Origin of the sequence: Quatrionicoccus australiensis (genome assembly GCF_020510525.1) — a bacterium.
In the GTDB taxonomy this organism is placed as follows: domain Bacteria; phylum Pseudomonadota; class Gammaproteobacteria; order Burkholderiales; family Rhodocyclaceae; genus Azonexus; species Azonexus australiensis_B.
Genome location: NZ_CP075188.1, coordinates 1,929,996 through 1,952,809 on the forward strand (window position 1 = coordinate 1,929,996; position 22,814 = coordinate 1,952,809).

Annotated in this window: 29 protein-coding genes; 26 read left to right on the forward strand and 3 right to left on the reverse strand. The window is 59.9% G+C overall.

The window, feature by feature from the left end; translation table 11 throughout:
* Positions 1-90 precede the first annotated feature (90 nt).
* From KI612_RS09170 to KI612_RS09185, 4 genes are read left to right on the forward strand one after another with little or no spacing between them, the layout of a single operon-like run.
* Positions 91-1,098, forward strand: coding sequence for an RluA family pseudouridine synthase (locus tag KI612_RS09170; protein ID WP_226443738.1), 1,008 nt, complete (start codon positions 91-93; stop codon positions 1,096-1,098).
* Positions 1,099-1,103: 5 nt separating this feature from the next.
* Positions 1,104-1,754, forward strand: a complete 651-nt coding sequence (locus KI612_RS09175; RefSeq protein WP_226443740.1) for an HAD family hydrolase — start codon at positions 1,104-1,106, stop codon at positions 1,752-1,754.
* Positions 1,733-2,092, forward strand: a complete 360-nt coding sequence (locus KI612_RS09180; protein WP_226443749.1) for a Rieske (2Fe-2S) protein — start codon at positions 1,733-1,735, stop codon at positions 2,090-2,092. Before KI612_RS09175 ends, KI612_RS09180 begins: the two co-directional genes overlap by 22 nt.
* Entirely contained in the window at positions 2,085-3,047 is a 963-nt protein-coding gene (locus KI612_RS09185; protein ID WP_226443751.1) for a S49 family peptidase, read from the forward strand. Before KI612_RS09180 ends, KI612_RS09185 begins: the two co-directional genes overlap by 8 nt.
* Positions 3,048-3,050: 3 nt before the next feature.
* Here the strand turns inward: KI612_RS09185 and KI612_RS09190 are convergent, their stop codons facing one another.
* Both KI612_RS09190 and KI612_RS09195 read right to left on the reverse strand, forming a co-directional pair.
* Positions 3,051-3,758: an SAM-dependent methyltransferase gene (locus tag KI612_RS09190; protein ID WP_226443753.1), complete on the reverse strand. Its 708-nt coding sequence runs from the start codon at positions 3,756-3,758 to the stop codon at positions 3,051-3,053.
* On the reverse strand, positions 3,758-4,339 hold the full coding sequence (locus tag KI612_RS09195) for a Maf family protein (RefSeq protein WP_226443755.1): 582 nt from the start codon (positions 4,337-4,339) through the stop codon (positions 3,758-3,760). Before KI612_RS09195 ends, KI612_RS09190 begins: the two co-directional genes overlap by 1 nt.
* A 36-nt stretch (positions 4,340-4,375) precedes the next feature.
* Between KI612_RS09195 and KI612_RS09200 the strand changes: the two genes are divergently transcribed.
* The 9 genes from KI612_RS09200 to KI612_RS09240 all read left to right on the forward strand — a co-directional run bounded on the left by KI612_RS09200 (position 4,376) and on the right by KI612_RS09240 (position 10,943).
* A complete protein-coding gene (locus KI612_RS09200; RefSeq protein ID WP_226443757.1) occupies positions 4,376-4,939 on the forward strand; it encodes a YceD family protein in 564 nt (187 codons plus the stop codon).
* A gap of 18 nt (positions 4,940-4,957) precedes the next feature.
* Positions 4,958-5,137, forward strand: coding sequence for a 50S ribosomal protein L32 (gene rpmF, locus KI612_RS09205; RefSeq protein WP_226443759.1), 180 nt, complete (start codon positions 4,958-4,960; stop codon positions 5,135-5,137).
* A gap of 54 nt (positions 5,138-5,191) precedes the next feature.
* Positions 5,192-6,223, forward strand: a complete 1,032-nt coding sequence (plsX, locus tag KI612_RS09210) for a phosphate acyltransferase PlsX (protein ID WP_226443761.1) — start codon at positions 5,192-5,194, stop codon at positions 6,221-6,223.
* Positions 6,224-7,183 (forward strand): beta-ketoacyl-ACP synthase III, encoded by a 960-nt coding sequence (locus KI612_RS09215; RefSeq protein WP_226443763.1) that lies wholly within the window; start codon positions 6,224-6,226, stop codon positions 7,181-7,183.
* Between the two features lie 16 nt (positions 7,184-7,199).
* Positions 7,200-8,126: an ACP S-malonyltransferase gene (gene fabD / locus KI612_RS09220; RefSeq protein WP_226443765.1), complete on the forward strand. Its 927-nt coding sequence runs from the start codon at positions 7,200-7,202 to the stop codon at positions 8,124-8,126.
* A 3-nt stretch (positions 8,127-8,129) separates the two neighbouring features.
* Positions 8,130-8,870: a 3-oxoacyl-ACP reductase FabG gene (fabG, locus tag KI612_RS09225; RefSeq protein ID WP_226443767.1), complete on the forward strand. Its 741-nt coding sequence runs from the start codon at positions 8,130-8,132 to the stop codon at positions 8,868-8,870.
* Between the two features lie 73 nt (positions 8,871-8,943).
* On the forward strand, positions 8,944-9,180 hold the full coding sequence (acpP, locus tag KI612_RS09230; protein ID WP_203466564.1) for an acyl carrier protein: 237 nt from the start codon (positions 8,944-8,946) through the stop codon (positions 9,178-9,180).
* Positions 9,181-9,251: 71 nt separating this feature from the next.
* Positions 9,252-10,487 (forward strand): beta-ketoacyl-ACP synthase II, encoded by a 1,236-nt coding sequence (gene fabF, locus KI612_RS09235; protein WP_226443769.1) that lies wholly within the window; start codon positions 9,252-9,254, stop codon positions 10,485-10,487.
* A gap of 21 nt (positions 10,488-10,508) precedes the next feature.
* On the forward strand, positions 10,509-10,943 hold the full coding sequence (locus KI612_RS09240) for a protein YgfX (RefSeq protein ID WP_226443770.1): 435 nt from the start codon (positions 10,509-10,511) through the stop codon (positions 10,941-10,943).
* Here KI612_RS09240 and nadB read toward each other — a convergent pair.
* Positions 10,918-12,555, reverse strand: coding sequence for an L-aspartate oxidase (nadB, locus tag KI612_RS09245; protein ID WP_226443781.1), 1,638 nt, complete (start codon positions 12,553-12,555; stop codon positions 10,918-10,920). The genes KI612_RS09240 and nadB overlap by 26 nt on opposite strands.
* A gap of 114 nt (positions 12,556-12,669) precedes the next feature.
* Here nadB and rpoE point away from each other — a divergent pair, with 114 nt between their 5' ends.
* The 13 genes from rpoE to nagZ are packed head-to-tail and all read left to right on the forward strand — an operon-like array spanning position 12,670 to position 22,806.
* Entirely contained in the window at positions 12,670-13,269 is a 600-nt protein-coding gene (gene rpoE, locus KI612_RS09250) for an RNA polymerase sigma factor RpoE (protein ID WP_226443783.1), read from the forward strand.
* A gap of 2 nt (positions 13,270-13,271) precedes the next feature.
* Positions 13,272-13,706 (forward strand): SoxR reducing system RseC family protein, encoded by a 435-nt coding sequence (locus KI612_RS09255; RefSeq protein ID WP_226443785.1) that lies wholly within the window; start codon positions 13,272-13,274, stop codon positions 13,704-13,706.
* Between the two features lie 21 nt (positions 13,707-13,727).
* Positions 13,728-15,137, forward strand: a complete 1,410-nt coding sequence (locus KI612_RS09260) for a DegQ family serine endoprotease (protein ID WP_226443787.1) — start codon at positions 13,728-13,730, stop codon at positions 15,135-15,137.
* A complete protein-coding gene (locus tag KI612_RS09265; protein WP_226443789.1) occupies positions 15,138-15,383 on the forward strand; it encodes a glutaredoxin family protein in 246 nt (81 codons plus the stop codon). It abuts the gene before it with no gap.
* Positions 15,384-15,443: 60 nt separating this feature from the next.
* Entirely contained in the window at positions 15,444-17,234 is a 1,791-nt protein-coding gene (gene lepA / locus KI612_RS09270) for a translation elongation factor 4 (protein WP_226443791.1), read from the forward strand.
* Between the two features lie 11 nt (positions 17,235-17,245).
* Positions 17,246-18,034 carry a signal peptidase I gene (gene lepB / locus KI612_RS09275; protein ID WP_226443793.1) on the forward strand — a complete coding sequence of 263 codons (789 nt, stop codon included), beginning with the start codon at positions 17,246-17,248 and terminating at the stop codon, positions 18,032-18,034.
* Positions 18,035-18,044: 10 nt separating this feature from the next.
* Entirely contained in the window at positions 18,045-18,395 is a 351-nt protein-coding gene (locus KI612_RS09280; protein ID WP_226443795.1) for a DUF4845 domain-containing protein, read from the forward strand.
* 6 nt (positions 18,396-18,401) lie between these two features.
* On the forward strand, positions 18,402-19,070 hold the full coding sequence (rnc, locus tag KI612_RS09285) for a ribonuclease III (RefSeq protein WP_226443797.1): 669 nt from the start codon (positions 18,402-18,404) through the stop codon (positions 19,068-19,070).
* Complete coding sequence (gene era, locus KI612_RS09290) at positions 19,067-19,951, forward strand: GTPase Era (protein ID WP_226443799.1); 885 nt, start codon at positions 19,067-19,069, stop codon at positions 19,949-19,951. The genes rnc and era overlap by 4 nt, the downstream gene beginning before the upstream one ends.
* Entirely contained in the window at positions 19,948-20,676 is a 729-nt protein-coding gene (recO, locus tag KI612_RS09295; RefSeq protein WP_226443801.1) for a DNA repair protein RecO, read from the forward strand. Before era ends, recO begins: the two co-directional genes overlap by 4 nt.
* The gene (locus KI612_RS09300) at positions 20,673-21,428 is read left to right on the forward strand and encodes a pyridoxine 5'-phosphate synthase (protein ID WP_226443803.1); all 756 of its coding nucleotides are present in this window, start codon (positions 20,673-20,675) and stop codon (positions 21,426-21,428) included. The genes recO and KI612_RS09300 overlap by 4 nt, the downstream gene beginning before the upstream one ends.
* Entirely contained in the window at positions 21,425-21,802 is a 378-nt protein-coding gene (gene acpS, locus KI612_RS09305; RefSeq protein WP_226443805.1) for a holo-ACP synthase, read from the forward strand. The genes KI612_RS09300 and acpS overlap by 4 nt, the downstream gene beginning before the upstream one ends.
* Entirely contained in the window at positions 21,799-22,806 is a 1,008-nt protein-coding gene (gene nagZ, locus KI612_RS09310; RefSeq protein WP_226443814.1) for a beta-N-acetylhexosaminidase, read from the forward strand. Before acpS ends, nagZ begins: the two co-directional genes overlap by 4 nt.
* Positions 22,807-22,814: the final 8 nt, after the last annotated feature.

Here is a 22,814-nt window from a genome sequence, read left to right on the forward strand (position 1 = left end):
GGCGGTCGCGCTATTGGCGCGTGGCGAACGGTCTGACGGTTCGGAATCTCTTGCAAACCTAGACGAAAAACGTGGGCAGTATATTAGAAAATGAATGATGCTGGTAACAATTCGGTCACCCATGTCGTGATCGGCGAAGAAGAAGAGGGCCAGCGTCTTGACAACTATTTGATCAGGCGTTGCAAGGGGGTTCCGAAGAGCCACCTTTATCGTATTTTGCGCAGCGGTGAAGTGCGCGTGAACAGTCGGCGGGTGGATGCCACCTATCGCCTTTGTGCCGGTGACAATTTGCGCATTCCGCCGATCCGCATTGCCGAGCGGCCGCAGAACGAGGTCGATGAGGCGGCCAAGCAGCGCGTCGATCTGCCGATCATCTATGAGGACGAAGCGCTGCTCGTCATCGACAAGCCGGAAGGCATTGCGGTGCACGGCGGCAGTGGCGTCAGTTTCGGCGTGATCGAGGCCTTGCGCCGGCAGCGGCCCCAGGCCAAGTTCCTCGAACTGGCGCACCGCCTCGACCGTGAAACTTCGGGCATCCTGCTGGTCGGCAAAAAGCGCCTGGCGCTGACGGCGCTGCACGACATGTTCCGCGAGCACGGGGCCGGTGCCGACAAGCGCTATCTGGTGCTGGTCAAGGGGCGCTGGATGAACAACACGCAGCACGTCAAGCTGCCGTTGTACAAGTATCTGACCGAAGGCGGCGAGCGGCGCGTCATGGTGCGTGATGACGGCAAGGCGTCGCACACGGTTTTCCGCCTGCTGGCGCGCTGGCCGGACATGAGTCTGCTCGAGGCGCAATTGAAGACCGGGCGCACGCACCAGATCCGGGTGCATCTCGCGCATCTCGGTTTTCCGATTCTCGGCGACGAGAAATACGGCGAATTTGCCCTCAACAAGAATCTCAAACGCGAAGGTCTGAAGCGCATGGCGCTGCACGCCTGGCGCATGGCCTTCCGGCATCCGCTGACGGCGGCGCCGCTGGAGTGTGTGGCGCCCTTGCCGGACAGCATCGGCGACTATGTCGTAGCGGTCGACGCGAAAAAAACACGCGAATTCACCGCCGAAAACCTGCAACAAATTCTCGGGAAAGAACTCTGAGCAACATGAAGTATCAACTGATCGTTTTTGACTGGGATGGCACGCTGCTTGATTCGGCAGGTGCCATCGTCAACGCCATCAAGGCATCGAGTCGTGATCTCGGCTTGCCCGAGCCGAGCGACGAGCGGGCCCGGCACGTGATCGGGCTGGGTCTGACCGATGCCTTGCGGCATGCGGTGCCGGAGTTGCAGCCGGAGCGCTACCAGGAAATGGTTGAGCGTTACCGTTTTCATTATTTGTCGGCGGATAACCAGTTGGTGCTGTTTCCCGGGGTTCCTGAAATGTTGGCTCGCCTGCAGGCAGCTGGGCATATCCTGACGGTGGCGACCGGCAAGAGTCGTCTCGGCCTGGAGCGGGCGCTCGATCATTCCGGTTTGCGCCCCTTGTTTCAGGCCTCGCGTTGCGCCGATGAATGTCATTCGAAGCCGCATCCGCAAATGCTGGAAGAGTTGACGGCGGAATTCGGCATGGCGAACGCGTCGACCGTGATGATCGGCGATACCTCGCACGATCTGCTGATGGCCAGCAATGCCGGGGTTGATAGCCTGGCGGTGACGTACGGGGCGCATCCGCACGAACATTTGCTGGAGCACAAGCCGCGGGCCTGTCTGCATAGCGTTCGGGAGTTGGACGATTGGCTGCTGCGCTACGCCTGATTTGTGCTGGTAGCGAGGTGGTCGAGGCGGGCCGCGGGTTTCGTTTTCTGGTCGAGCGTTACGGTCAGCCGGCTAACGCTTTTGTCATTCGTTACCACGGGCAGGTTTTTGCCTATTTCAACGAATGTGCACATGTTCCGGCGCAGCTGGACTGGCAGCCCGGCGAGTTCTTTGATCATTCCAAGCTATACTTGATCTGCTCGATTCATGGCGCGCTTTATGCTCCGGATACGGGCAGGTGCCTTGGTGGACGTTGCGGCAGAAAAGGGCTCAAGCCCCTGCCAGTAAGCGAAATCCAGGGGCAGATTTATTTAGAACTGGAAAACAGTCATGGATAACCCCCAATCTCCTGATACGAATTTGTCCTGGGAGCGGAAAACCCTGGAAAAGCTGGCCTTTGCCTCGCTCGAAGAGCAAAAGGCAAAGCGGCGCTGGGGTATTGTCTTCAAGGCGCTCGGTTTTGCCTATCTGCTGGTCGTCCTGTTTGCGGTGGTCGATTGGGGGGCTGGTTCCGAGCATGAGCAGCGCCATACCGCAATGGTTACCCTGAATGGCGTCATCGAGGCCAAGGGGGAAGCCAATGCTGAAAACCTGATTGCTGCGCTTGATGCCGCCTTCGAGGAAAAGAATGCGGTCGCCGTTGTGTTGCGTATCAACAGTCCGGGCGGCAGTCCGGTTCAGGCCGGTATGATCAATGACGAGATCCGTCGCCTGCGCGGCAAGTATCCGGACAAGCCGCTCTATGCCGTGGTCGAGGACATGTGCGCCTCTGGCGGTTATTTCGTGGCTGTGGCGGCTGACAAGATTTACGTGAACAAGGCCAGCATCGTCGGCTCGATCGGCGTGCTGATGGATGGCTTCGGCTTCAATGGTGTCATGGACAAGGTTGGCGTCGAGCGCCGCCTGCTGACGGCCGGTGAAAACAAGGGCTTCCTTGATCCGTTCTCGCCGCAGGTCGAGCGCCACAAGGTGCATGCCCAGACGCTGCTTAACGACATTCATCAGCAGTTCATCGATGTCGTCAAGGCGGGCCGTGGCAAGCGCCTGAAGGAAACGCCGGAAATGTTCTCCGGTCTGATGTGGACCGGTGTGCAAAGCGTGCAGATGGGTCTGGCCGACGATTTTGGCAGCATCGACTCGGTGGCGCGCGACGTCGTGCAGGCCGAGAAGGTGCTTGATTATTCGGTCAAGGACAATATTGCCGAACGTTTTGCCAAGCGTCTCGGGGCTGGTGCGGTCAACGGCCTGTGGAAGGGGGTTTCCGAAAGCGCGCTCGGGGCGCGCCTGCGGTAAGCCTCAGGCCAGTAGCAGAAAGACGGTCGGACGCCGCTCGATTTCGGGCGGCGTTTGTTTTTTCCACTGGGCAATTGTTTTGGTAATGACCGATTCGCCGGGCAGGGTCAGGTCGGTGGCGACGGTCAGGCGGGTTGCCGGCTGGCAGGCTTGCAAGATGGCATCGAACATGGCGCGATTGCGATAAGGTGTTTCGATGAACAGCTGCGTCTGCATGCGTTTGCGCGATTCGGCCTCGAGTTCGCGCAGGGTCTTGCTGCGATCGGCTTCCTTGGCCGGCAGATAGCCCTGAAAGGCGAAACGCTGGCCGTTCAGTCCCGAGGCCATCAGGGCGAGCAGGAGAGAGGATGGTCCGATCAGTGGTACGACCCGGATGTTTTCCTTCTGTGCCAGGGCAACGAGGTTGGCGCCCGGGTCGGCGACGGCGGGGCAGCCGGCTTCGGAAAGCAGCCCGACGTCGTGGCCGGCGCGCAGCGGTTCAAGCAGGCGGTCGAGCGCGGCATCTTTGGTGTGCTCGTTCAATTCTTCCAGTAATAATTCCTGCAACGGTTTGGCCGTGCCGGCGGCTTTCAGGAAGGCGCGTGCGGTCTTGGCCTGCTCGACGACGAAATGCGTCAGTGGGTGAATCACCGTCAGGACGTTGGCCGGGAGCGATTCCTGCGGCGCGGTCGGGCCGAGCGGAACCGGGATCAGGTAGAGGATGCCGGTCATTACAGAACGCTGACGCCCTGGTTGCGCAACAGGTCGCACAGTGCGATCAGGGGTAGGCCGACCAGGGCGTTCGGGTCGTCGCCCTGCATGCTGCTCAGTAGCGCGATGCCCAGTCCTTCAGATTTGGCCGAGCCGGCGCAGTTGTAGGCGGGTTCGCGGCGCAGGTAATTCTCGATTTCGCTGTCGCTCAGGTGGCGAAAGCCGACCAGGGTCGGAACGCCGCGTACTTCTGCCAGTCCGGTGCGGGCGTTGTAGAGGCAGAGACCGGTGAAAAAATTGACGGTTTTGCCGGAGAGGGTGCGCAGTTGTTCGACGGCACGTTCATGGTTGCCAGGTTTGCCATAAATTTTGCCGTCGACCGTTGCGACCTGGTCGCTGCCGATGATCAGGGCGTCGGGATACTCGCTGGCGACGGCGCGTGCCTTGGCTTCGGAGAGGCGCAGGGCAAGGCTTTCCGGCGACTCGTCGGGGAGGGGGGTTTCGTCGGTTTGCGGGTTGGCAACGGCAAAGGGCAGGCCGAGGCGGGCGAGGAGTTCGCGTCGGTACGGCGAGGTTGAAGCGAGAATAATTGGTTGGGTCATGAAAGTTTCGTTACAACAAGGTGTTGCGCCGACTTCTTGAAGCGGCACTTTGTTTTGACTTGGAAAGCCAAAAATAATATCATCTCGCGTTTAAGTCGCAACGGTTCAAGATTGAAAAGGATTCCTGACGCTTTTGTGTTCGCCAAGGATGGGCGTGTTCTCGAAGGAGAGCTGGCTGTCGCTGACTTGGAACGCCTGCATGATCTGCTGGCTGAAGTATCCGGGAGCGTAAGCTTTCGACTTCAGGGTTCCAAGGGTGAGCATGGAAAGTATTTCCTGCAGCTGGAAGTTGGCGGGTTGCTCCTGCTGGCGTGTCAGCGTTGTCTGGAGGCGGTTCCTTTCGAGCTTGATGTCGATTGTCTTCTGGAGTTGCTTCCCGAGGGTGCCGACATGTCGCAAGACGAACTCGAAGACGACACCCGTGATTTCCTGCCGGTGGCGGGCGAACTGAGCGTGGCCGAATTGGTGGAGGATGAAATTCTCCTGGCCCTGCCGGTCGCGCCGCGGCACGAAAAATGTGGTTTGCCTGGTGCAGCCGGTTCTGGTGAGCGGATCAATCCGTTTGCCGTTCTGGATGGGCTTAAAGGCAAGCCGAACTGATTTTTTTGGAGTATTAACATGGCTGTTCAACAGAACAAAAAATCCCCGTCCAAGCGTGGCATGCATCGCGCTCATGATTTCCTGACCGTTGCTCCGCTGGCTGTCGAGCCGACGACCGGTGAGACGCATCTGCGTCACCACATCTCCCCGAACGGTTTCTACCGTGGCAAGAAGGTTCTGAAGGCCAAGGGCGAGTAATCGTTCATTGAAAGGCAGGCGGTTCGTCTCGGACCGCCTGCCTTTTCTTTTGCCATGACAGCCCGCATCGCCATTGATTGCATGGGGGGAGACCACGGTCCGTCAGTGACGGTTCCGGCGGCACTCCGTTTTTTGGTGGAGCATTCGGCGGCACAGCTCATCCTGGTGGGTCAGGAGAGTGTCTTGCGCCCTATGCTTGCTACCCAGGTCGATAATCCGCGTCTTCGCATCGTTCACGCCTCTGAAGTGGTGGGGATGGATGAGTCGCCGGCGCTCGCTCTGCGCAACAAAAAAGATTCGTCCATGCGTGTCGCCATCAATCTCGTCAAGGCTGGCGAGGCGGATGCTTGCGTCTCGGCCGGCAATACCGGCGCGCTGATGGCGATCTCCAGATTTGTCCTGAAAATGTTGCCGGGTATTGATCGTCCGGCCATTTGTGCGCCGTTGCCTACCGTCAACGGGCATACCCATATGCTCGATCTGGGAGCCAACGTCGATTGTGGCCCCGAGCATTTGCTGCAATTCGGCATCATGGGTGCCATGCTGGTTTCAGCCATGGAGCACAAGGATCGCCCGACCGTTGGCCTGCTCAACATTGGTGAAGAAGAGATCAAGGGTAACGAGGTCGTCAAGGCGGCGGCCGAGTTGCTGCGAAATTCGGGGCTTAACTTCATCGGCAACGTTGAGGGAGATGGTATCTACAAGGGCGATGCGGACGTGGTTGTCTGTGACGGCTTTGTCGGCAATGTTGCCCTGAAAACCTCGGAAGGTCTGGCCCAGATGCTGGGTTCGTCGTTGCGCAGCGAGTTCAAGCGTAACTGGCTGACCAAGCTGGCTGCCCTGATTGCGATCTCTGTCCTCAATAACTTCAAGCGGCGTTTCGATCATCGCCGGTACAACGGTGCGATCCTGCTTGGCTTGAAGGGTATTTCGGTCAAGAGTCACGGTTCGGCTGATGAGCTGGCTTTTGGCAATGCCATAAGCCGGGCTTACGAGGCTGCCAAAAATCAGGTGGTTGAGCGCATCGCTGGTCGTATTGCCGAAATGACTACAACGGTGCCTGCAGGCGCCGGGGAGACTGTCTGAATGTTTGCACGTCTGATCGGTACCGGTAGCTGCCTGCCCGGTAATCCCGTTAGCAACAATGATCTGGCGGCGCGCGGCATCGATACCAATGATGAGTGGATTGTCACGCGCACAGGCATTCGCAGTCGCTATCTTGCCGAACCGGGTACCACTTCCAGTGAGCTTGGCCTGGTTGCGGCGCAGCGTGCACTTGAGATGGCTGGTGTTGCTGCGAGCGATCTCGATCTGATCATTGTTGCTACCTCGACGCCCGATTTCATCTTTCCGAGCACGGCCTGTTTGATTCAGGGGCGGCTGGGCAACAAGGGTGCCACGGCATTCGATGTCCAGGCGGTCTGTGCCGGTTTCACCTATGCGCTCGGGATTGCCGAAAAGTTCATTCGCTCCGGCAGCCACAAAAAAGCCCTGGTGATCGGCGCCGAAGTCTTCTCGCGCATTCTCGACTGGCAGGACCGTGGCACCTGTGTGCTGTTCGGCGACGGAGCCGGGGCGGTTGTGCTCGAAGCTTCCGAAAAGCCGGGCATCCTGGCGACGGCGATGCATGCCGACGGCAGTCAGAGCGGCATCCTGAACGTACCCGGTCAGATCTGCGGCGGTCAGGTGACCGGTGATCCTTTCCTGCGCATGGATGGTCAGGCTGTTTTCAAGTTCGCGGTGCGTGTGCTTGCCGAGATTGCCGAGGAGGTTTGTCGCGATGCGGGCATACAGACGGCTGATGTCGACTGGCTGATCCCGCATCAGGCAAATATCCGCATCATCGAGGCAACCGGCAAAAAGCTGGGTGTTGACCGCGAGAAAGTCATTGTCACGGTGGATCGTCACGGTAATACTTCTGCCGCTTCGGTGCCCTTGGCGCTCGACGAGGCAGTGCGTGATGGCCGCATCAAGCGCGGCCAGAAAGTCCTGCTCGAGGGTGTGGGCGGCGGCTTTACCTGGGGCGCAGCCCTGCTCGAATTCTGATAAAGGAGACCGCAGAATGTCTTTTGCTTTCGTATTTCCTGGCCAGGGCTCGCAGAGCGTTGGCATGATGGCAGCCTACGGCGATGTCGCCGTGGTGCGTGCGACTTTCGATGAGGCTTCGGCTGCCCTTGGGGATGACCTGTGGGCGATGGTTGCTGAAGGGCCGGCTGAAGTGCTGACCCAGACGGTAAACACGCAGCCGGTGATGTTGACCGCTGGCGTCGCAGCCTGGCGTCTGTGGCTGGAAAAGGGCGGGCGCAAGCCGGTTGTGCTGGCCGGACACAGTCTTGGCGAGTATTCCGCTCTGGTCGCTGCCGGTGTTATCGAATTCAAGGATGCCGTGCCGCTGGTTCGTTTGCGCGCTGCCGCCATGCAGGAAGCCGTGCCGGTCGGTACCGGTGCGATGGCTGCCGTGCTTGGTCTGGATAATGCCGGCATTGCCGCGGCCTGTGCCGAAGCGGCGCAGGGTGAGGTGGTCGAGCCGGTCAACTTCAACGCCAATGGTCAGACGGTGATCGCTGGCCACAAGGCCGCCGTCGAGCGTGCCATGGAAGCCTGCAAGGCGCGCGGTGCCAAGATGGCCAAGGCGCTGCCGGTTTCGGCGCCGTTCCACTCTTCCCTGATTCGTCCGGCAGCAGACAAGTTGGCGGCGCGTCTCGCCGAGCTGGCTTTGAATGTGCCGCAGATTCCGGTCATCAACAATGTCGATGTCGCGATCGAGAACGATCCGGCTCGCATCAAGGATGCCCTGATTCGTCAGGCCTACAATCCGGTGCGCTGGGTCGAGACCATTCAGGCGATGGCGGCACTGGGTGTGACGACTGTTGCTGAGTGTGGTCCTGGCAAGGTTCTGGCCGGTCTGACCAAGCGCTGTGCTGATGGTGTTGTCGGTGTGGCGCTGGCCGATGCCGCCGCCATCGAAGCCAATCTCGGTCTGGAGTAAGTCATGCTGAACGACAAGATTGCTCTGGTTTCCGGTGCGACGCGCGGCATTGGTCGTGCGATTGCCCTTGAACTGGGTAAGTTGGGCGCAACGGTCATCGGTACGGCAACCAGCGAAGACGGTGCGGGCAAGATTTCCGCCTATCTCGCCGAGGCCGGCATCAAGGGCAAGGGCGTGGCACTGGATGTCTGCAACGTCGCCCAGACCGATACGGTGCTTGCCGATGTGGCCAAGGAGTTTGGTGCCATTACGGTCCTTGTGAATAACGCCGGCATTACCCGCGACAACCTCGCCATGCGCATGGGTGACGACGAGTGGGATGCCGTGATCGATACCAATCTGAAAGCGGTGTTCCGCCTGTCGCGCGCTGTCATGCGCGGCATGATGAAGGCGCGTTTCGGCCGTATCGTCAATATTACTTCGGTGGTTGGTTATTCCGGCAATGCCGGTCAGGCCAACTACTGTGCTGCCAAGGCTGGCGTGGCGGGGATGACTCGCTCGCTGGCCCGCGAACTGGGTAGCCGCAACATTACGGTCAACTGTGTTGCACCGGGCTTTATCGCCACTGACATGACGCACGCGCTGACCGAGGAGCAGAAACAAGCCATGCTTGCTTCCATTCCGCTTGGCCGTGCCGGAACACCGGAAGATATTGCCGGTGCTGTCGGTTTTCTCGTATCCCCGACTGCGGCTTATGTCACCGGCACAACCGTGCATGTGAATGGCGGCATGTTCATGGATTGATTTCCCGAAGCTCCGGCTTTTGGTAAAATTCACCTGTTTTTTTTCGTACCCCTGAGGGGAAGGAGTTTTTCTAATGGATAACATCGTAGAGCGCGTCAAGAAGATCGTCGCCGAACAACTGGGCGTGAACGAAGCGGACATCAAGAACGAGTCCTCCTTTGTGGACGATTTGGGCGCTGATTCCCTGGATACCGTTGAGCTGGTCATGGCTCTGGAAGAGGAATTCGAGACCGAAATCCCGGACGACCAAGCTGAAAAGATCACGACGGTTCAACAGGCTGTCGATTTCATCCTCGCCAACAAGAAGTAATTCAATTCTCGTTGACCCAGGCAAGGCCGGCCCCATGGCCGGCCTTGCTACTTTTGCTTTCGGAGTGCACCTTGGCACGTCGCAGAGTCGTAATCACCGGTCTGGGCATCGTTAGCCCGGTCGGAAATACCGTCGAAGAAGCCTGGCAGAATATTCTGGCTGGCCGCTCCGGCATCGCCCACGTCACCAAGTTCGATACGTCTACCTTCCCGGTCCAGATTGCCGGCGAAGTAAAGAACTTTGACATCACCAGCTATATTTCAGCCAAAGACGCCCGGCGCATGGATGATTTCATCCATTTCGGCCTGGCTGCCGGCATTCAGGCCGTGCGTGACGCCGGTCTGGACAAGGAAAATGTGGTCGACCTCGAGCGTGTCGGTGTCGCCATCGGTTCCGGTATCGGCGGTTTGCCGCTGATCGAGGCAACCCAGGTCGAATACGCCGCTGGCGGCATTCGCAAGGTTTCGCCGTTCTTCGTTCCCGGTTCGATCATCAACATGATTTCCGGCAACCTGTCGATCCAGTTTGGTTTCAAGGGCCCGAATATCGCCCTGGTTTCCGCCTGCACGACGGGTACGCACTCGATCGGCGATGCTGCGCGCATCATCGAATACGGGGATGCCGACGTGATGGTTGCCGGTGGTGCCGAATCGACCGTTTCGCCGCTGGGCATGGGCGGTTTCTGTGCGGCCCGCGCGCTGTCTACCCGCAATGACGACCCGACCACGGCCAGTCGTCCGTGGGACAAGGATCGTGATGGTTTCGTGCTGGGCGAGGGCGCCGGTGTCATGGTTCTCGAAGAGTACGAGCATGCCAAGGCCCGTGGTGCCAAGATCTACGCCGAACTGGCTGGTTATGGCATGAGTGGCGATGCTTATCACATCACCGCGCCGAATACCGACGGTCCGCGTCGTTCTATGCTCAATGCGCTGAAGAATGCCGGCGTCGCCCCGGGCGATGTCCAGTATCTGAATGCGCACGGCACGTCTACGCCGCTCGGCGACAAGAACGAAACCGAAGCGGTCAAGCAGGCCTTTGGTGAAGCTGCCTACAAGCTGGTGGTCAATTCGACGAAGTCGATGACCGGTCACTTGCTGGGCGGTGCGGGTGGTATCGAGTCGCTGTTTACGGTGCTCGCCATCCACAACCAGATTTCGCCGCCGACCATCAACATCTTCAATCAGGATCCGGAGTGTGACCTGGATTACTGTGCCAACGCGGCACGCCCGATGCAGATTGATGTCGCGCTGAAGAACAACTTCGGCTTCGGTGGAACCAATGGTTCGCTGGTTTTCAAGCGCATCTGATTTAGCGTTTGGGATAGAGCGGTGCAGTTTCCGATCACCATCGGACTGCACCGTTCGCGTTTTCTGGTCGGCGCTTTTGTCTTTCTGGTCTTGCTGACCGTCCTGGTTTTATTCCTTTTTCAGCGGTCGACCGCTGTTTTTGCGGCAATTTCCCTGCTACTGGCGGTGCTTTTGGCCTGGCTGTGGCGGTATCGGCAACCGCGTTGTCCGGCCATCCGTCTTGAGGCGAGCGGGGTGATTTCCCTGCCGACCGGCGATGGCGAGTTCGCGGCTGCGCAACTCCTGCCTGGAGCAACGGTGCATCCCTGGTTGACCGTAGTCCGCCTGCGGAGTGCGGCCGGACGCGTCTGCACCCTGTGCTTGACGGTCGACAGCCTGAAAAGGGAGGATTTCCGCCAGCTCAGGGTGTTCCTGCGCTGGCGGGCCGATTTCAGCGGCGCGGACGACGCCGCTTGAGCACGGTGTTCTTTGCCTTGGGCAGCATTTCCGGATAGTCGCGGGAGTAGTGCAGGCCGCGGCTTTCCTTGCGCTGCATGGCGCAGCGGACGATCAGGTCGGCCGTGAACACCAGGTTGCGCAGCTCGATCAGGTCGTGGCTGACCCGGAAGTTGGCATAGAACTCGTCGATTTCCCGCATCAGCAGGCCGATCCGGTGCCTGGCGCGTTTCAGGCGCTTGGTGGTGCGGACGATGCCGACGTAGTCCCACATGAAGCGGCGCAGTTCATCCCAGTTGTGCGAAATGACGACTTCCTCGTCGGCGTCGGTGACGCGGCTTTCGTCCCAGGGCGGCAGCGTCGGCTGCTTGCCGGTTTTGCCGGCCAGGATGTCGTTGACCGCTGCCTCGGAAAAAATCAGGCATTCGAGCAGCGAGTTCGAGGCCAGGCGGTTGGCGCCGTGCAGGCCGGTGCATGAGGCTTCGCCGGCAACGTAAAGGCCGGCGACATCGGTGCGGCCCTTGGGGTCGCTGACGATACCGCCGCAGGTGTAGTGGGCGGCCGGAACGACCGGAATCGGATCGCGCGCGATGTCGATGCCGAGTTCGAGGCAGCGCGCATGGATGTTCGGGAAATGCTCGAGCAGGAAGGCTTCGCCCTTGTGCGAAATGTCGAGATAGACGCAGTCGATGCCGCGTTTTTTCATTTCGAAGTCGATGGCGCGGGCGACGATGTCGCGCGGAGCGAGTTCGGCCCGTTCGTCGTGCTCGAGCATGAAGCGCGTGCCGTCGGGCAGGCGGAGCAGGCCACCTTCGCCGCGTACTGCTTCGGAAATCAGGAAGGACTTGGCCTGCGGGTGATACAGGCAGGTCGGGTGGAACTGGATGAATTCCATGTTCGAAACGCGGCAGCCGGCACGGTAGGCCATGGCGATGCCGTCGCCGGTCGAGGTGTCGGGATTGGTCGTGTAGAGATAGACCTTGCCGGCGCCGCCGGTGGCGATCAGCGTGTTTGGCGCGCTGACGGTAATGACCTCGCCGCTGCGACTGTTCAGGACGTAGGCGCCGAAGCAGCGGTTTTCTCCGGTGCCCAGCTTGTCGCCGGTAATCAGGTCGATCGCGATATGGTTCTCGAGGACGGTGATGTTCGGGGTGGTGCGGACTTTTCTGGTTAGTGTGTCCTGCACCGCGAGGCCGGTGGCATCGGCGACGTGGATGACGCGACGGGCGCTGTGACCGCCTTCGCGGGTCAGGTGATAACCGGCTTCGTCCTTGGTGAAGGGAACGCCTTGTTCGATCAGCCATTCGATGGCGTGGCGGCCGTTTTCAACGACAAAACGGGTGGCAGGCTCATCGTTGAGCCAGGCGCCGGCAATCAGCGTGTCCTGGATGTGGGCTTCAATCGAGTCCTTGCTGTCAAGAACAGCAGCGATGCCGCCCTGTGCCCAGCCGGATGCCGAGTCCTCGAGGTTGCGTTTGCTGATCAGTCCAACCCGGCAATGCTTGGCCAGGCGAAGGGCGGCGGATTGGCCGGCCAGACCGCTGCCAATAATCAGGACATCAAAATTCTGCACGGCTGTTCTCTTGAAGGGTAATTGTTTTGCTCGAAATATAGCATGTGAAAAACGATTCATCCCGTTACAGAGTGTCACAATTAAGGATAATTACCTATCCTCTGCCCGAAATGGGCTGCGTTATACTGCGCCCCACAAACAGACCAATGAATATCCCCAGGGAACCCACAATCCATGAGTGAGCGCGAAGTCGACCAAATCCTGGTCGAGCGGGCGCAAGGCGGAGATCAGCGCGCCTTCGACCAGTTGGTGAGCAAATACCAGCGCAAGCTGGGACGTTTGCTGTCGCGCTTCATTCGCGACCAGGCTGAAGTGGAAGATGTTTCCCAGGAGGCTTTCATCAAGGCCTACCGTGCCTTGCCTTCCTTCCGGGGTGACAGTGCCTTTTACACCTGGCTGTACCGGATCGGCATCAATACTGCCAAGAACTACCTGGTTTCACAGGGTCGGCGGGCGCCAACCTCGACCGAGTTCGACTCCGAAGAGGCCGAAAACTTCGAGGATGCCAGCCAGCTGCGCGATATCAATACGCCGGAAAGCCTGTTGCTGTCGAAACAGATCGGGCAAACGGTGAATGCGGCGATGGATGCGCTGCCCGAGGAATTGCGTACGGCCATCATGCTGCGTGAAATCGAGGGCATGTCCTACGAGGAAATCGCCGGCATCATGGATTGTCCGATCGGTACGGTGCGCTCCCGCATTTTCCGGGCGCGCGAAGCGGTTGCCGGAAAATTGCGTCCCTTGCTCGATATTGCGCCGGATCGGCGGTGGTGAGCATGCTTGAAGAACCGGCAACCATACGCGCGATTGTGCGTGCGCTGGATGGAGCAGATGCCATTGTCGAAGTCGCCCAGGGCGGTTGTGGGCGCTGCCACGAAGAAGGTGGTTGTGGCGGGCAGCATCTGACGCAGATGTTTTGCAGTTCGCCGAAAACCTATCGTGCCGAAAATTCGCTGGGAGCAGCAATCGGCGATAGCGTGACCATTGCTGTTGCGGCAGGCAGCGTCAGGCGTACGGCAAATCTGGCTTACGGTATTCCCTTGTTGGCGATCATTGCCGGTGCTGTGTTTGGCATGCAACTGGCCGGCGATACTGGTGCCATGGCGGGGGCTGCGCTTGGCATGCTGGTGTCGCTCGTCTATGTTCGCTTCCGCTCGCGTGAAATCAATGCCGATCCTGCCGGGCGTCCGCATATCATTTCCCGTTCCTAGTCGATCAGGAGGCAAGCGCCCATGAAACGCTGGCTGGCTGTTTTCTCTCTTTGCTTTGCATGCACCACTGCTTTTGCCCAGGCCCGCGGCTTGCCGGATTTTACCGAGCTGGCTGAAAGGCAGGGGCCGGCCGTGGTCAATATCAGCACGACGCAGGTGCAGCGCAGCGCTGCGGCGGCGCCTTTCCCGTTCGACGAGAATGATCCGGCTTTCGAGTTTTTCAAACGCTTCATTCCCCGGCATCCCGGAGGTGGTACGCCGCGCGAGTTCGAGAACAAGTCGCTGGGTTCCGGCTTCCTGATCAGCCCGGATGGCTATGTCCTGACCAATGCTCATGTGATTGATGGTGCTGACGAAGTGACGGTGCGCCTGACCGACAAGCGTGAATTCAAGGCAAAGGTTGTCGGGGCCGACAAGCGGACCGATGTGGCGTTGATCAAGATCGAGGCCGCCAATCTGCCGGTTGTGAAGCTCGCCGATCCGGCGCAATTGAAGGTCGGAGAATGGGTGGTGGCCATCGGTTCGCCGTTCGGTTTTGACAATTCCGTGACGGCGGGCATTGTTTCAGCCAAGGGGCGCTCCTTGCCCCAGGAAAACTATGTGCCTTTCATCCAGACCGATGTTGCGATCAATCCCGGCAATTCGGGTGGTCCGCTGTTCAACATGCGTGGCGAGGTGGTCGGTATCAACTCCCAGATATACAGCCGCAGTGGCGGCTATATGGGTGTCTCGTTCGCGATTCCGATTGATGTGGCAATGGATGTCCAGCAGCAGTTGCGCGCTTCCGGCAAGGTCAGTCGCGGGCGTCTGGGTGTGGTCATCCAGGAGGTCAGCAAGGAGCTGGCTGATTCGCTGGGCTTGAGCAAGCCGGTTGGTGCCCTGGTCAATGCCGTTGAAAAGGGTGGGCCGGCCGAGAAGTCGGGCCTGGAGCCCGGTGATGTCATTCTCAGGTTTGATGGCAAGAATGTCGGCAATTCGGCTGACCTGCCGCGCCTGGTGGCGGCGACGCGACCGGGTACCCGGTCTGTCGTGCAAATCTGGCGCAAGGGTGCGCTGCGCGAAGTGTCGGTCACGGTCGGCGAGATTGTTGATGACAAGCAGGCGAACGGGCGGCCGTTGCGCAATGCCAAGCCGGCCGAGCCGGCTGCCAATCGCCTTGGTCTGGTGGTCTCCGAGTTGTCCGCCGAGCAGAAGCGCGATCTCAAGCTGAATTCCGGCCTGCTGATCGAGGATGTTCGTGGTTCGGGTGGGCGGGCCGAGTTGCGTCCCGGTGATGTCATTGTTGCCGTGATCAGCAAAGGAGCGACTACCGAATTGAAGTCGGTCGACCAGTTCAACAAGCTGCTTGCCCAGTTCGACAAGGGGAGTAATGTCACCTTGCTGATCCGCCGCGGCGAGATTCAGACCTTTGTCACCGTCAAGGGCTTGTGAATGCCTGTTGAGCTAACCCTGATCAGTCGCAGCTATTGCCATCTCTGTCACGACATGGAGGTTGCGCTTGCTCCCCTGTTGGCCGAGTTCGGGGCTGTTCTCAAGGTGGTTGATGTCGATGCCGATCCGCTGCTTGAGGCCAGGTATGATGAGTTGGTGCCGGTTTTGCTGCATGCCGATACCGAGCTTTGTCATTACTTCCTGGATGTCCCCAAAACTCGTGAATATTTGGCTGGAATCCGCTAAAATACAGGGTCTTCTGAACAGGGAAGGGCGCCGGAAAAGCGCCCTTTTTTACTAGCATCAATGGATCACATCCGTAATTTCTCCATCATTGCCCACATTGACCATGGCAAGTCGACGCTGGCTGATCGCATCATCCATCTTTGTGGTGGCCTCTCCGACCGTGAAATGGAAGCCCAGGTTCTCGACTCGATGGATATCGAGCGCGAGCGCGGCATCACCATCAAGGCGCAGACTGCCTCGCTGAGCTACAAGGCGCGCGATGGCAAGGTCTATAACCTGAACCTGATCGATACGCCGGGACACGTGGACTTCTCCTACGAGGTTTCGCGTTCGCTGTCGGCCTGTGAAGGTGCGCTGCTGGTGGTTGACGCTTCGCAAGGCGTCGAGGCGCAGACCGTGGCCAATTGCTACACCGCGCTGGATCTCGATGTCGAGGTCGTGCCGGTGCTCAACAAGATCGATCTGCCGTCGGCTGATCCGGATAACGCACGTCAGGAAATCGAGGACGTGATCGGCATCGATGCGACGGATGCGGTGCTGGCTTCTGCCAAGACCGGTCTCGGTGTCGAGGACATCCTCGAAGCCGTGGTTGCCCGCATTCCCGCACCGACGGGCGATGCAAGCGCGCCGCTCAAGGCCCTGATCATCGATTCCTGGTTCGACAACTACGTGGGCGTGGTCATGCTGGTGCGCGTCGTCGATGGCGTGATGCGTCCGAAGGACAAGCTGTTTTTCATGGCGACCGGCGCGCAGCAGTTGTGCGAGCAGGTTGGCGTGTTTTCCCCGAAGTCGGTGTCGCGCAGTGAATTGCGCGCCGGCGAGGTGGGTTTTGTCATTTCCGGCATCAAGGAACTGAAGGCGGCCAAGGTTGGTGACACGATCACCACCATGGATCGCAAGGCGGCGGCGCCGTTGCCTGGTTTCAAGGAAATCAAGCCGCAGGTGTTCGCCGGTCTGTATCCGGTCGAGTCCAATCAATACGATTCCTTGCGCGAGTCGCTGGAAAAGCTGAAGCTCAACGATGCGTCGCTGCAATACGAGCCGGAAGTTTCGCAGGCGCTTGGCTTCGGCTTCCGCTGCGGCTTCCTTGGCTTGCTGCACATGGAAATCGTGCAGGAACGCCTGGAGCGCGAGTTCGATCAGGATCTGATCACGACCGCGCCGACCGTGGTTTATGAAGTCGTCAATCGCGACGGCAGCGTCATCCAGATCGAAAACCCGGCCAAATTGCCCGATGTCAGCAAGATCGAGGAAGTGCGCGAGCCGATCATCACGGCCACGATTTTCGTGCCGCAGGATTACCTCGGCAACGTCATCACGCTGTGCAACCAGAAGCGCGGCAACCAGGTCGACATGCATTACCACGGCCGCCAGGTGAAGCTGGTCTATGAAATGCCGATGGCCGAAGTGGTCATGGATTTCTTCGACAAGCTGAAGTCCTGCTCCAAGGGTTACGCCTCGCTCGATTACGACTTCAAGGAGTATCGTCCGGCCGATGTGGTCAAGCTCGATATCCTGATCAACAGCGAAAAGGTCGATGCCCTGTCGCTGATCGTGCACCGCTCCAACGCCCAGTACCGCGGTCGCGAGCTGGCAAGCAAGATGCGCGAACTTATTCCCCGCCAGATGTACGACGTGGCGATTCAGGCGGCCATCGGTTCGCACATCATTTCGCGCGAAAACGTCAAGGCGATGCGCAAGGACGTGCTGGCCAAGTGTTACGGCGGCGACATCAGCCGCAAGAAGAAACTGCTGGAAAAGCAAAAGGCCGGCAAGAAACGCATGAAGCAGGTCGGCAGTGTCGAAATCCCGCAAGAAGCCTTCCTCGCCGTATTGCGCGTTGATAACTAAGAAACCGAACGATGAACTTTCCCCTGATCCTTTTCATTCTGCTCCTCGTCACCGGTGCGCTCTATGCGGTCGACGTGCTGAAATTCCGCAAATTGCGCGCACCGAACGCACCGGAGCCGCTCTGGGTGGAGTGGGGCGCCGGCTTCTTCCCGGTCATCCTGCTCGTTTTCGTGCTCCGTTCCTTCCTCTTCGAACCGTTCAAGATTCCCTCCGGTTCGATGATTCCGACGCTGCTGGTCGGCGACTACATTCTGGTCAATAAGTTCGCCTACGGTATCCGGTTGCCGGTGATCAACAAGAAGATCATCAGCATCAACGATCCGCAGCGTGGCGATGTCATGGTTTTTCGTTATCCGGAAGATCCGTCGCTCGACTACATCAAGCGCGTCATCGGCGTGCCTGGCGACACCGTGGCGTATCAGAACAAGCGTCTGACGATCAACGGCCAGGCGGTCGACATGAAAAAAGTCGAGGATTTCGAGCATCGCGACCGGATGTATTTCTCCGAGCAATATCAAGCCACGATGGGTAGTGTTCAGCATCGTGTGCTCAATGATGCTGATGCGCCGGCTTTTATTGCCGATGCGGCGCATTTTCCGCAGCGCGAAAATTGCACATACAATGCCGCTGGCGTTATTTGCAAGGTGCCGGCCGGCCATTACTTCATGATGGGCGACAATCGCGACAACAGCCGGGATAGTCGGGCCTGGGGTTTTGTGCCGGAAGAGAATATCGTCGGCAAGGCTTTCTTCATCTGGCTGAATCTCGGCGACCTGAGCCGGATCGGCTCGTTCAGATAAGGGACTGAAAATGAAATATCAACGTGGTGTTGCCCTTTCCGGGCTGCTTTTCTGGAGTGTCGTGCTGGTGCTGGTTGCCGTGGTTGGTATGAAAGTGACGCCGACCGTCATCGAGTACGTCAAGATCCTGAAGGACAGCAAGGCCGTTGTCGCCAAGATGGGTCCTGACTCGACGGTAGCCGATGTCCGCAAGTCCTTTGACAACTTCGCCAATATCGACCAGCTTGCTTTCAGCGGCAATCAGCTGGATATCTCGAAGAACAATGGCAAGATCGTCATCGAGTTCGCCTATGAAAAACGCATTCCGCTGTTCTGGAATGTCAGCCTTTTGATCGAATACAAAGGGTCGACCGCTGAGTAATCGGGGATGAGTGCACTGGCTCTTGCCCAAAAACTTGGCCACAACTTCGCCGACGCTGCGCTGCTCAAAACGGCGTTGACGCATCGCAGCTTTGGTTCGCCGAACAACGAGCGCCTCGAGTTTCTTGGCGACGGCGTGCTCAATTTTGTCGTTGCCTCGGCGCTTTACAAGCGCTTTGCCGATTTGCCCGAGGGTGACCTGTCGCGTCTGCGGGCCAATCTCGTGCGTCAGGATACCTTGCATCGCCTGGCGCTCGAGCTCGGGGTCGGCGACTGTCTGCGTCTCGGCGAGGGCGAACTGAAAAGTGGCGGTAGCCAGCGTCCTTCCATCCTGGCCGATGCCCTGGAAGCCTTGTTTGGCGCAATCTATCTCGACGCCGGCTTCACGGCAGTGCAGGCGGTGATTGCGCGCCTCTATCTGCCCTTGTTCGATGAGCTGCGGCCGGGGCAGACGCAGAAGGACGCCAAGACGCGCCTGCAGGAATGGTTGCAGGGCAAGAAGAAGCCGCTGCCGCGTTACCAGATGCTGGAAACCACCGGTGCTGCCCACGAGCAGCGCTTCGAAGTGGCCTGTGAAATAGATAATCCGCCCTTGCGCACCATCGGTCACGGCAGCAGCCGCCGCATCGCTGAGCAGGTTGCCGCCGATAACGCACTGAAAGCACTCAAGGCATGAAAACATACCGTTCCGGTTATATCGCCATCGTTGGCCGTCCCAATGTCGGCAAGTCCACCCTGCTCAATCGCCTGGTCGGTGAAAAGATCAGTATCGTGTCGCGCAAGGCGCAGACAACGCGGCACCGCGTCACCGGCATCGTCACCACCGACGATTCGCAGTTCGTCTTCGTCGATACGCCTGGTTTCCAGACCAAGTTCTCGAATGCCCTGAACCGCACGATGAACCGCGGTGTCACGCAGACCCTGGCCGACGTCGATCTGGTCCTCTTCGTCATCGAAGCCGGGCATTTCGATGCCAAGGACAAGGCGGTCATCAAGCTGTTGCCGAAGGACAGGCCGGTCATTCTGGTCATCAACAAGACCGACCAGATCAAGGACCGGATGACGCTATTCCCGTTCGTCGCCGAGGCATCGGCTGCTTACGATTTTGCTGCCGTAGTGCCGATCAGTGCCGCCAAGGGGCGCCAGACCGAAGACTTGCTGGCGGCCGCGCGCAAGTATCTGCCGAACGAAGGCCTGATGTTCCCGGAAGACGACCTGACCGACAAGAGCGAACGTTTCCTTGCTTCGGAATACATCCGCGAAAAGGTCTTCCGTCTGCTCGGCGACGAGTTGCCCTATGCCACGGCAGTTGAAATCGAAAAATACGAGATGGAAGGCAACCTGCGCCGCATCTTTGCTGCCATCGTCGTCGACCGCGAGGGGCACAAGGCGATCGTCATCGGCAAGGGCGGCGACTCGCTCAAGCGCATCGCCAGCGAAGCCCGCCAGGACATGGAGCGCCTGTTCGGCGGCAAGGTCTATCTGGAGATCTGGGTCAAGGTCAAATCCGGCTGGAATGATGACGAACGCCTGCTGAAGAGTCTCGGTTACGAATGAACCCGCGCAGCAAGGTCGACGCCCAGCCGGCTTTCGTTTTGCACACCATCCCGTTCCGGGAAACCAGTCTCATCGTTGAAGTCTTTTCCCGCGATTTCGGCCGCATGTCTTTGCTTGCCCGTGGTGCGCGCCGGCCGCGCGCCGCGATCCGCGGCCTGCTGATGGCCTTCCAGCCGATCGAGGTGGGCTGGGCCGGCAAGGGCGAAGTGCTGACCCTGATGAAAGCCGAATGGCAAGGCGGTCTGCCGCTGCTCTCCGGCGAAGCCCTGTTCTGCGGCTATTACCTCAATGAATTGCTGATGCACCTGCTGCCGCGCGAGGATGCGCACGAGCACCTGTTCGAACGCTACGCGGACATGCTCGCCCGGTTGGCGGCCGATCCCGCCGGCAAGGGGCGCGAGGCCGATCTGCGCAGCTTCGAGAAGGCCCTGCTGCAGGAACTCGGCTACGGCCTGACCCTGGAGCACGACAGCTCGGGTCAGCATATCGAGCCGGAAGGCATTTACACTTACCGCATGGAGCAGGGGCCGGTGCGCGTCGAGCATGCCGAGGCGGCGGCCCAGACCGTCAGCGGGCAGACTTTGCTCGACCTGGCGGCCGAGGATTTTTCCGACCCGCGTTCGCGCAGCGAGGCCAAGGCCCTGATGCGCACCCTGATGGCCTATTACCTGGCCGGTGTCGAACTGGAAACACGCAAGATATTCAAGGAGTTGCAGGAATTATGATCGAGCTTGGCGTCAATATCGACCACATTGCCACCCTGCGCCAGGCGCGCATGACCTACGAACCCGATCCCGTCTGGGGCGCCGTCGAGGCGCATCTGGGCGGCGCCGACGGCATCACCGTGCATCTGCGCGAAGACCGCCGCCACATCCAGGATGCCGACGTGCGGCGCCTGCGCGAGCTGACCCAGGTCAAGCTCAATCTCGAGATGGCGGCAACCGACGAAATGGTCGGCATTGCCTGCGCCCTCAAGCCGGAAATGGCGATGCTGGTGCCGGAAGGCCGGCACGAGGTGACGACCGAAGGCGGCCTCGATGTGCTGGCGCAGGAAGCTCGCCTCAAGGACGTGATCAGTCGTCTGGCCGATGCCGGCATCGTGACCAGCGTCTTCATCGATGCCGAGATCCCGCAGATCGAAGCGGCGGCCCGCATCGGCGCCAGCGTTTGCGAAATTCACACCGGGCCGTATGCGCACGCTTTCCACGCGCGCGGCCGCGACGCCGAGGCACCGGCCGTGCTCGCCGAACTCGCCAAGATTCGCGCTGCCGGCGAGGCGATCCGCGGGCTGGGCATGCGCTTCAACGCCGGGCATGCGCTCAACTACTACAACGTGCAGCCAGTGGCGCGTCTGGCCGGCGTGCGCGAACTGCACATCGGCCACGCCATCGTCAGCCGCTCGGTCTTCGTCGGCCTGCGCGAAGCGGTCCGTGAAATGAAGCAGCTGATGCGCGAAGCGGCTGGGCAGGGCGAATGATCTTCGGCATCGGCACCGACATCGCCGCGGTGGCCCGCCTGCGCGGCATGTGGGAACGCCATGGCGAGCGGGCGCTGGAAAAGCTGCTGGCGCCGCAAGAGCTTGACGACTTTGCCCGCGCCGCCGACAAGGGGCGCTTTCTCGCCAAGCGCTTTGCCGCCAAGGAAGCCTTCGGCAAGGCGCTCGGCACCGGCATCAGCCCGCCGGCCGTATTGCCGGCGATCGCGGTCGGGCACGATGAACTCGGCAAGCCGTCCCTGCTGTTTACCGGTCAACTCGCCGAAATGATGCAAAACCGCGGCCTCAAGGCCCATCTCTCGATCAGCGACGAAGCCGAGTACGCCGTCGCCTACGTTATTCTGGAGCACGCATGAGCGCCTTGCCCTATGGTCCGCTGATGATAGACATTGCCGGTCAGACGCTGACCGACCTCGACCGTGAGCGACTCTGTCACCCGCTGGTCGGCGGCATCATCCTGTTTTCGCGCAATTTTGCCTCGCGCGAGCAGTTGACCGCGCTGACGGCCGAAATCCACGCGCTGCGCGAGCCGCGCCTGCTCATCGCGGTTGATCACGAAGGCGGGCGGGTGCAGCGTTTCCGTGACGGTTTCACGCGCCTGCCGGCGATGCGCACGCTGGGCGAGTTGTACCAGCGCGATGCCGCCGCCGGCCTGGCGGCGACCCGCGCGGTCGGTCTGGTGCTGGCGGCGGAGCTGCGCGCCTGTGGCGTCGATTATTCCTTCACACCGGTGCTCGATCTCGATTACGGCCCGTCGCGGGTGATCGGCGATCGTGCCTTCCATCGCGATCCGGAAACCGTGATCGCGCTTGCTGCGGCACTTGGCGAAGGTCTGCACGCTGCCGGCATGGGCAATTGCGGCAAGCATTATCCGGGGCATGGCTACGTGATTCCCGACTCGCATGTCGAGTTGCCGATCGATGACCGGGCACTGGATGCGATGCAGGAAGACCTGCTGCCGTATCGGCGTCTGGCGCTCGATGCGGTCATGGCGGCGCACGTTATCTACGAGTGTTTTGATTGCAATACTGCTGTATTTTCAAGTAAATGGATTGATTACTTGAGAAATGACATCAAGTTTGATGGCGTGGTTTTTACCGACGATTTGTCGATGGCTGGTGCCGGCGTGGTTGGCGACATGCTGGCCCGGGTGCAGACCGCCTATGCCGCCGGCTGCGACATGCTGCTCGTCTGCAATGCGCCGGATTCAGTCGCCCTGGTGCTCGACAACTGGCAGCCGCAAGTCGATGCCCGGCGTGGGCAGCGGGTCGGCAAGCTGCTGCCGCAGCAGCCGGCGATGGCGCTCGACGATACGGCCTACCTCGCTGCCCTGGCGCAGGTCGCCGCGCTGACCGCCTGAGTTTACAA

What these genes read in the sequence shown, in the direction of transcription:
- KI612_RS09170 (WP_226443738.1), top strand. Translation starts at nt 91, where the DNA reads ATGAATGATGCTGGTAACAATTCGGTCACCCATGTCGTGATCGGCGAA.
- KI612_RS09175 (WP_226443740.1), top strand. Translation starts at nt 1,104, where the DNA reads ATGAAGTATCAACTGATCGTTTTTGACTGGGATGGCACGCTGCTTGAT.
- KI612_RS09185 (WP_226443751.1), top strand. Translation starts at nt 2,085, where the DNA reads ATGGATAACCCCCAATCTCCTGATACGAATTTGTCCTGGGAGCGGAAA.
- KI612_RS09190 (WP_226443753.1), bottom strand. Translation starts at nt 3,758, where the DNA reads ATGACCGGCATCCTCTACCTGATCCCGGTTCCGCTCGGCCCGACCGCG.
- KI612_RS09195 (WP_226443755.1), bottom strand. Translation starts at nt 4,339, where the DNA reads ATGACCCAACCAATTATTCTCGCTTCAACCTCGCCGTACCGACGCGAA.
- rpmF (WP_226443759.1), top strand. Translation starts at nt 4,958, where the DNA reads ATGGCTGTTCAACAGAACAAAAAATCCCCGTCCAAGCGTGGCATGCAT.
- plsX (WP_226443761.1), top strand. Translation starts at nt 5,192, where the DNA reads ATGACAGCCCGCATCGCCATTGATTGCATGGGGGGAGACCACGGTCCG.
- KI612_RS09215 (WP_226443763.1), top strand. Translation starts at nt 6,224, where the DNA reads ATGTTTGCACGTCTGATCGGTACCGGTAGCTGCCTGCCCGGTAATCCC.
- fabD (WP_226443765.1), top strand. Translation starts at nt 7,200, where the DNA reads ATGTCTTTTGCTTTCGTATTTCCTGGCCAGGGCTCGCAGAGCGTTGGC.
- fabG (WP_226443767.1), top strand. Translation starts at nt 8,130, where the DNA reads ATGCTGAACGACAAGATTGCTCTGGTTTCCGGTGCGACGCGCGGCATT.
- acpP (WP_203466564.1), top strand. Translation starts at nt 8,944, where the DNA reads ATGGATAACATCGTAGAGCGCGTCAAGAAGATCGTCGCCGAACAACTG.
- nadB (WP_226443781.1), bottom strand. Translation starts at nt 12,555, where the DNA reads ATGAATCGTTTTTCACATGCTATATTTCGAGCAAAACAATTACCCTTC.
- rpoE (WP_226443783.1), top strand. Translation starts at nt 12,670, where the DNA reads ATGAGTGAGCGCGAAGTCGACCAAATCCTGGTCGAGCGGGCGCAAGGC.
- KI612_RS09255 (WP_226443785.1), top strand. Translation starts at nt 13,272, where the DNA reads ATGCTTGAAGAACCGGCAACCATACGCGCGATTGTGCGTGCGCTGGAT.
- KI612_RS09260 (WP_226443787.1), top strand. Translation starts at nt 13,728, where the DNA reads ATGAAACGCTGGCTGGCTGTTTTCTCTCTTTGCTTTGCATGCACCACT.
- KI612_RS09265 (WP_226443789.1), top strand. Translation starts at nt 15,138, where the DNA reads ATGCCTGTTGAGCTAACCCTGATCAGTCGCAGCTATTGCCATCTCTGT.
- lepA (WP_226443791.1), top strand. Translation starts at nt 15,444, where the DNA reads ATGGATCACATCCGTAATTTCTCCATCATTGCCCACATTGACCATGGC.
- lepB (WP_226443793.1), top strand. Translation starts at nt 17,246, where the DNA reads ATGAACTTTCCCCTGATCCTTTTCATTCTGCTCCTCGTCACCGGTGCG.
- KI612_RS09280 (WP_226443795.1), top strand. Translation starts at nt 18,045, where the DNA reads ATGAAATATCAACGTGGTGTTGCCCTTTCCGGGCTGCTTTTCTGGAGT.
- rnc (WP_226443797.1), top strand. Translation starts at nt 18,402, where the DNA reads ATGAGTGCACTGGCTCTTGCCCAAAAACTTGGCCACAACTTCGCCGAC.
- era (WP_226443799.1), top strand. Translation starts at nt 19,067, where the DNA reads ATGAAAACATACCGTTCCGGTTATATCGCCATCGTTGGCCGTCCCAAT.
- recO (WP_226443801.1), top strand. Translation starts at nt 19,948, where the DNA reads ATGAACCCGCGCAGCAAGGTCGACGCCCAGCCGGCTTTCGTTTTGCAC.
- KI612_RS09300 (WP_226443803.1), top strand. Translation starts at nt 20,673, where the DNA reads ATGATCGAGCTTGGCGTCAATATCGACCACATTGCCACCCTGCGCCAG.
- acpS (WP_226443805.1), top strand. Translation starts at nt 21,425, where the DNA reads ATGATCTTCGGCATCGGCACCGACATCGCCGCGGTGGCCCGCCTGCGC.
- nagZ (WP_226443814.1), top strand. Translation starts at nt 21,799, where the DNA reads ATGAGCGCCTTGCCCTATGGTCCGCTGATGATAGACATTGCCGGTCAG.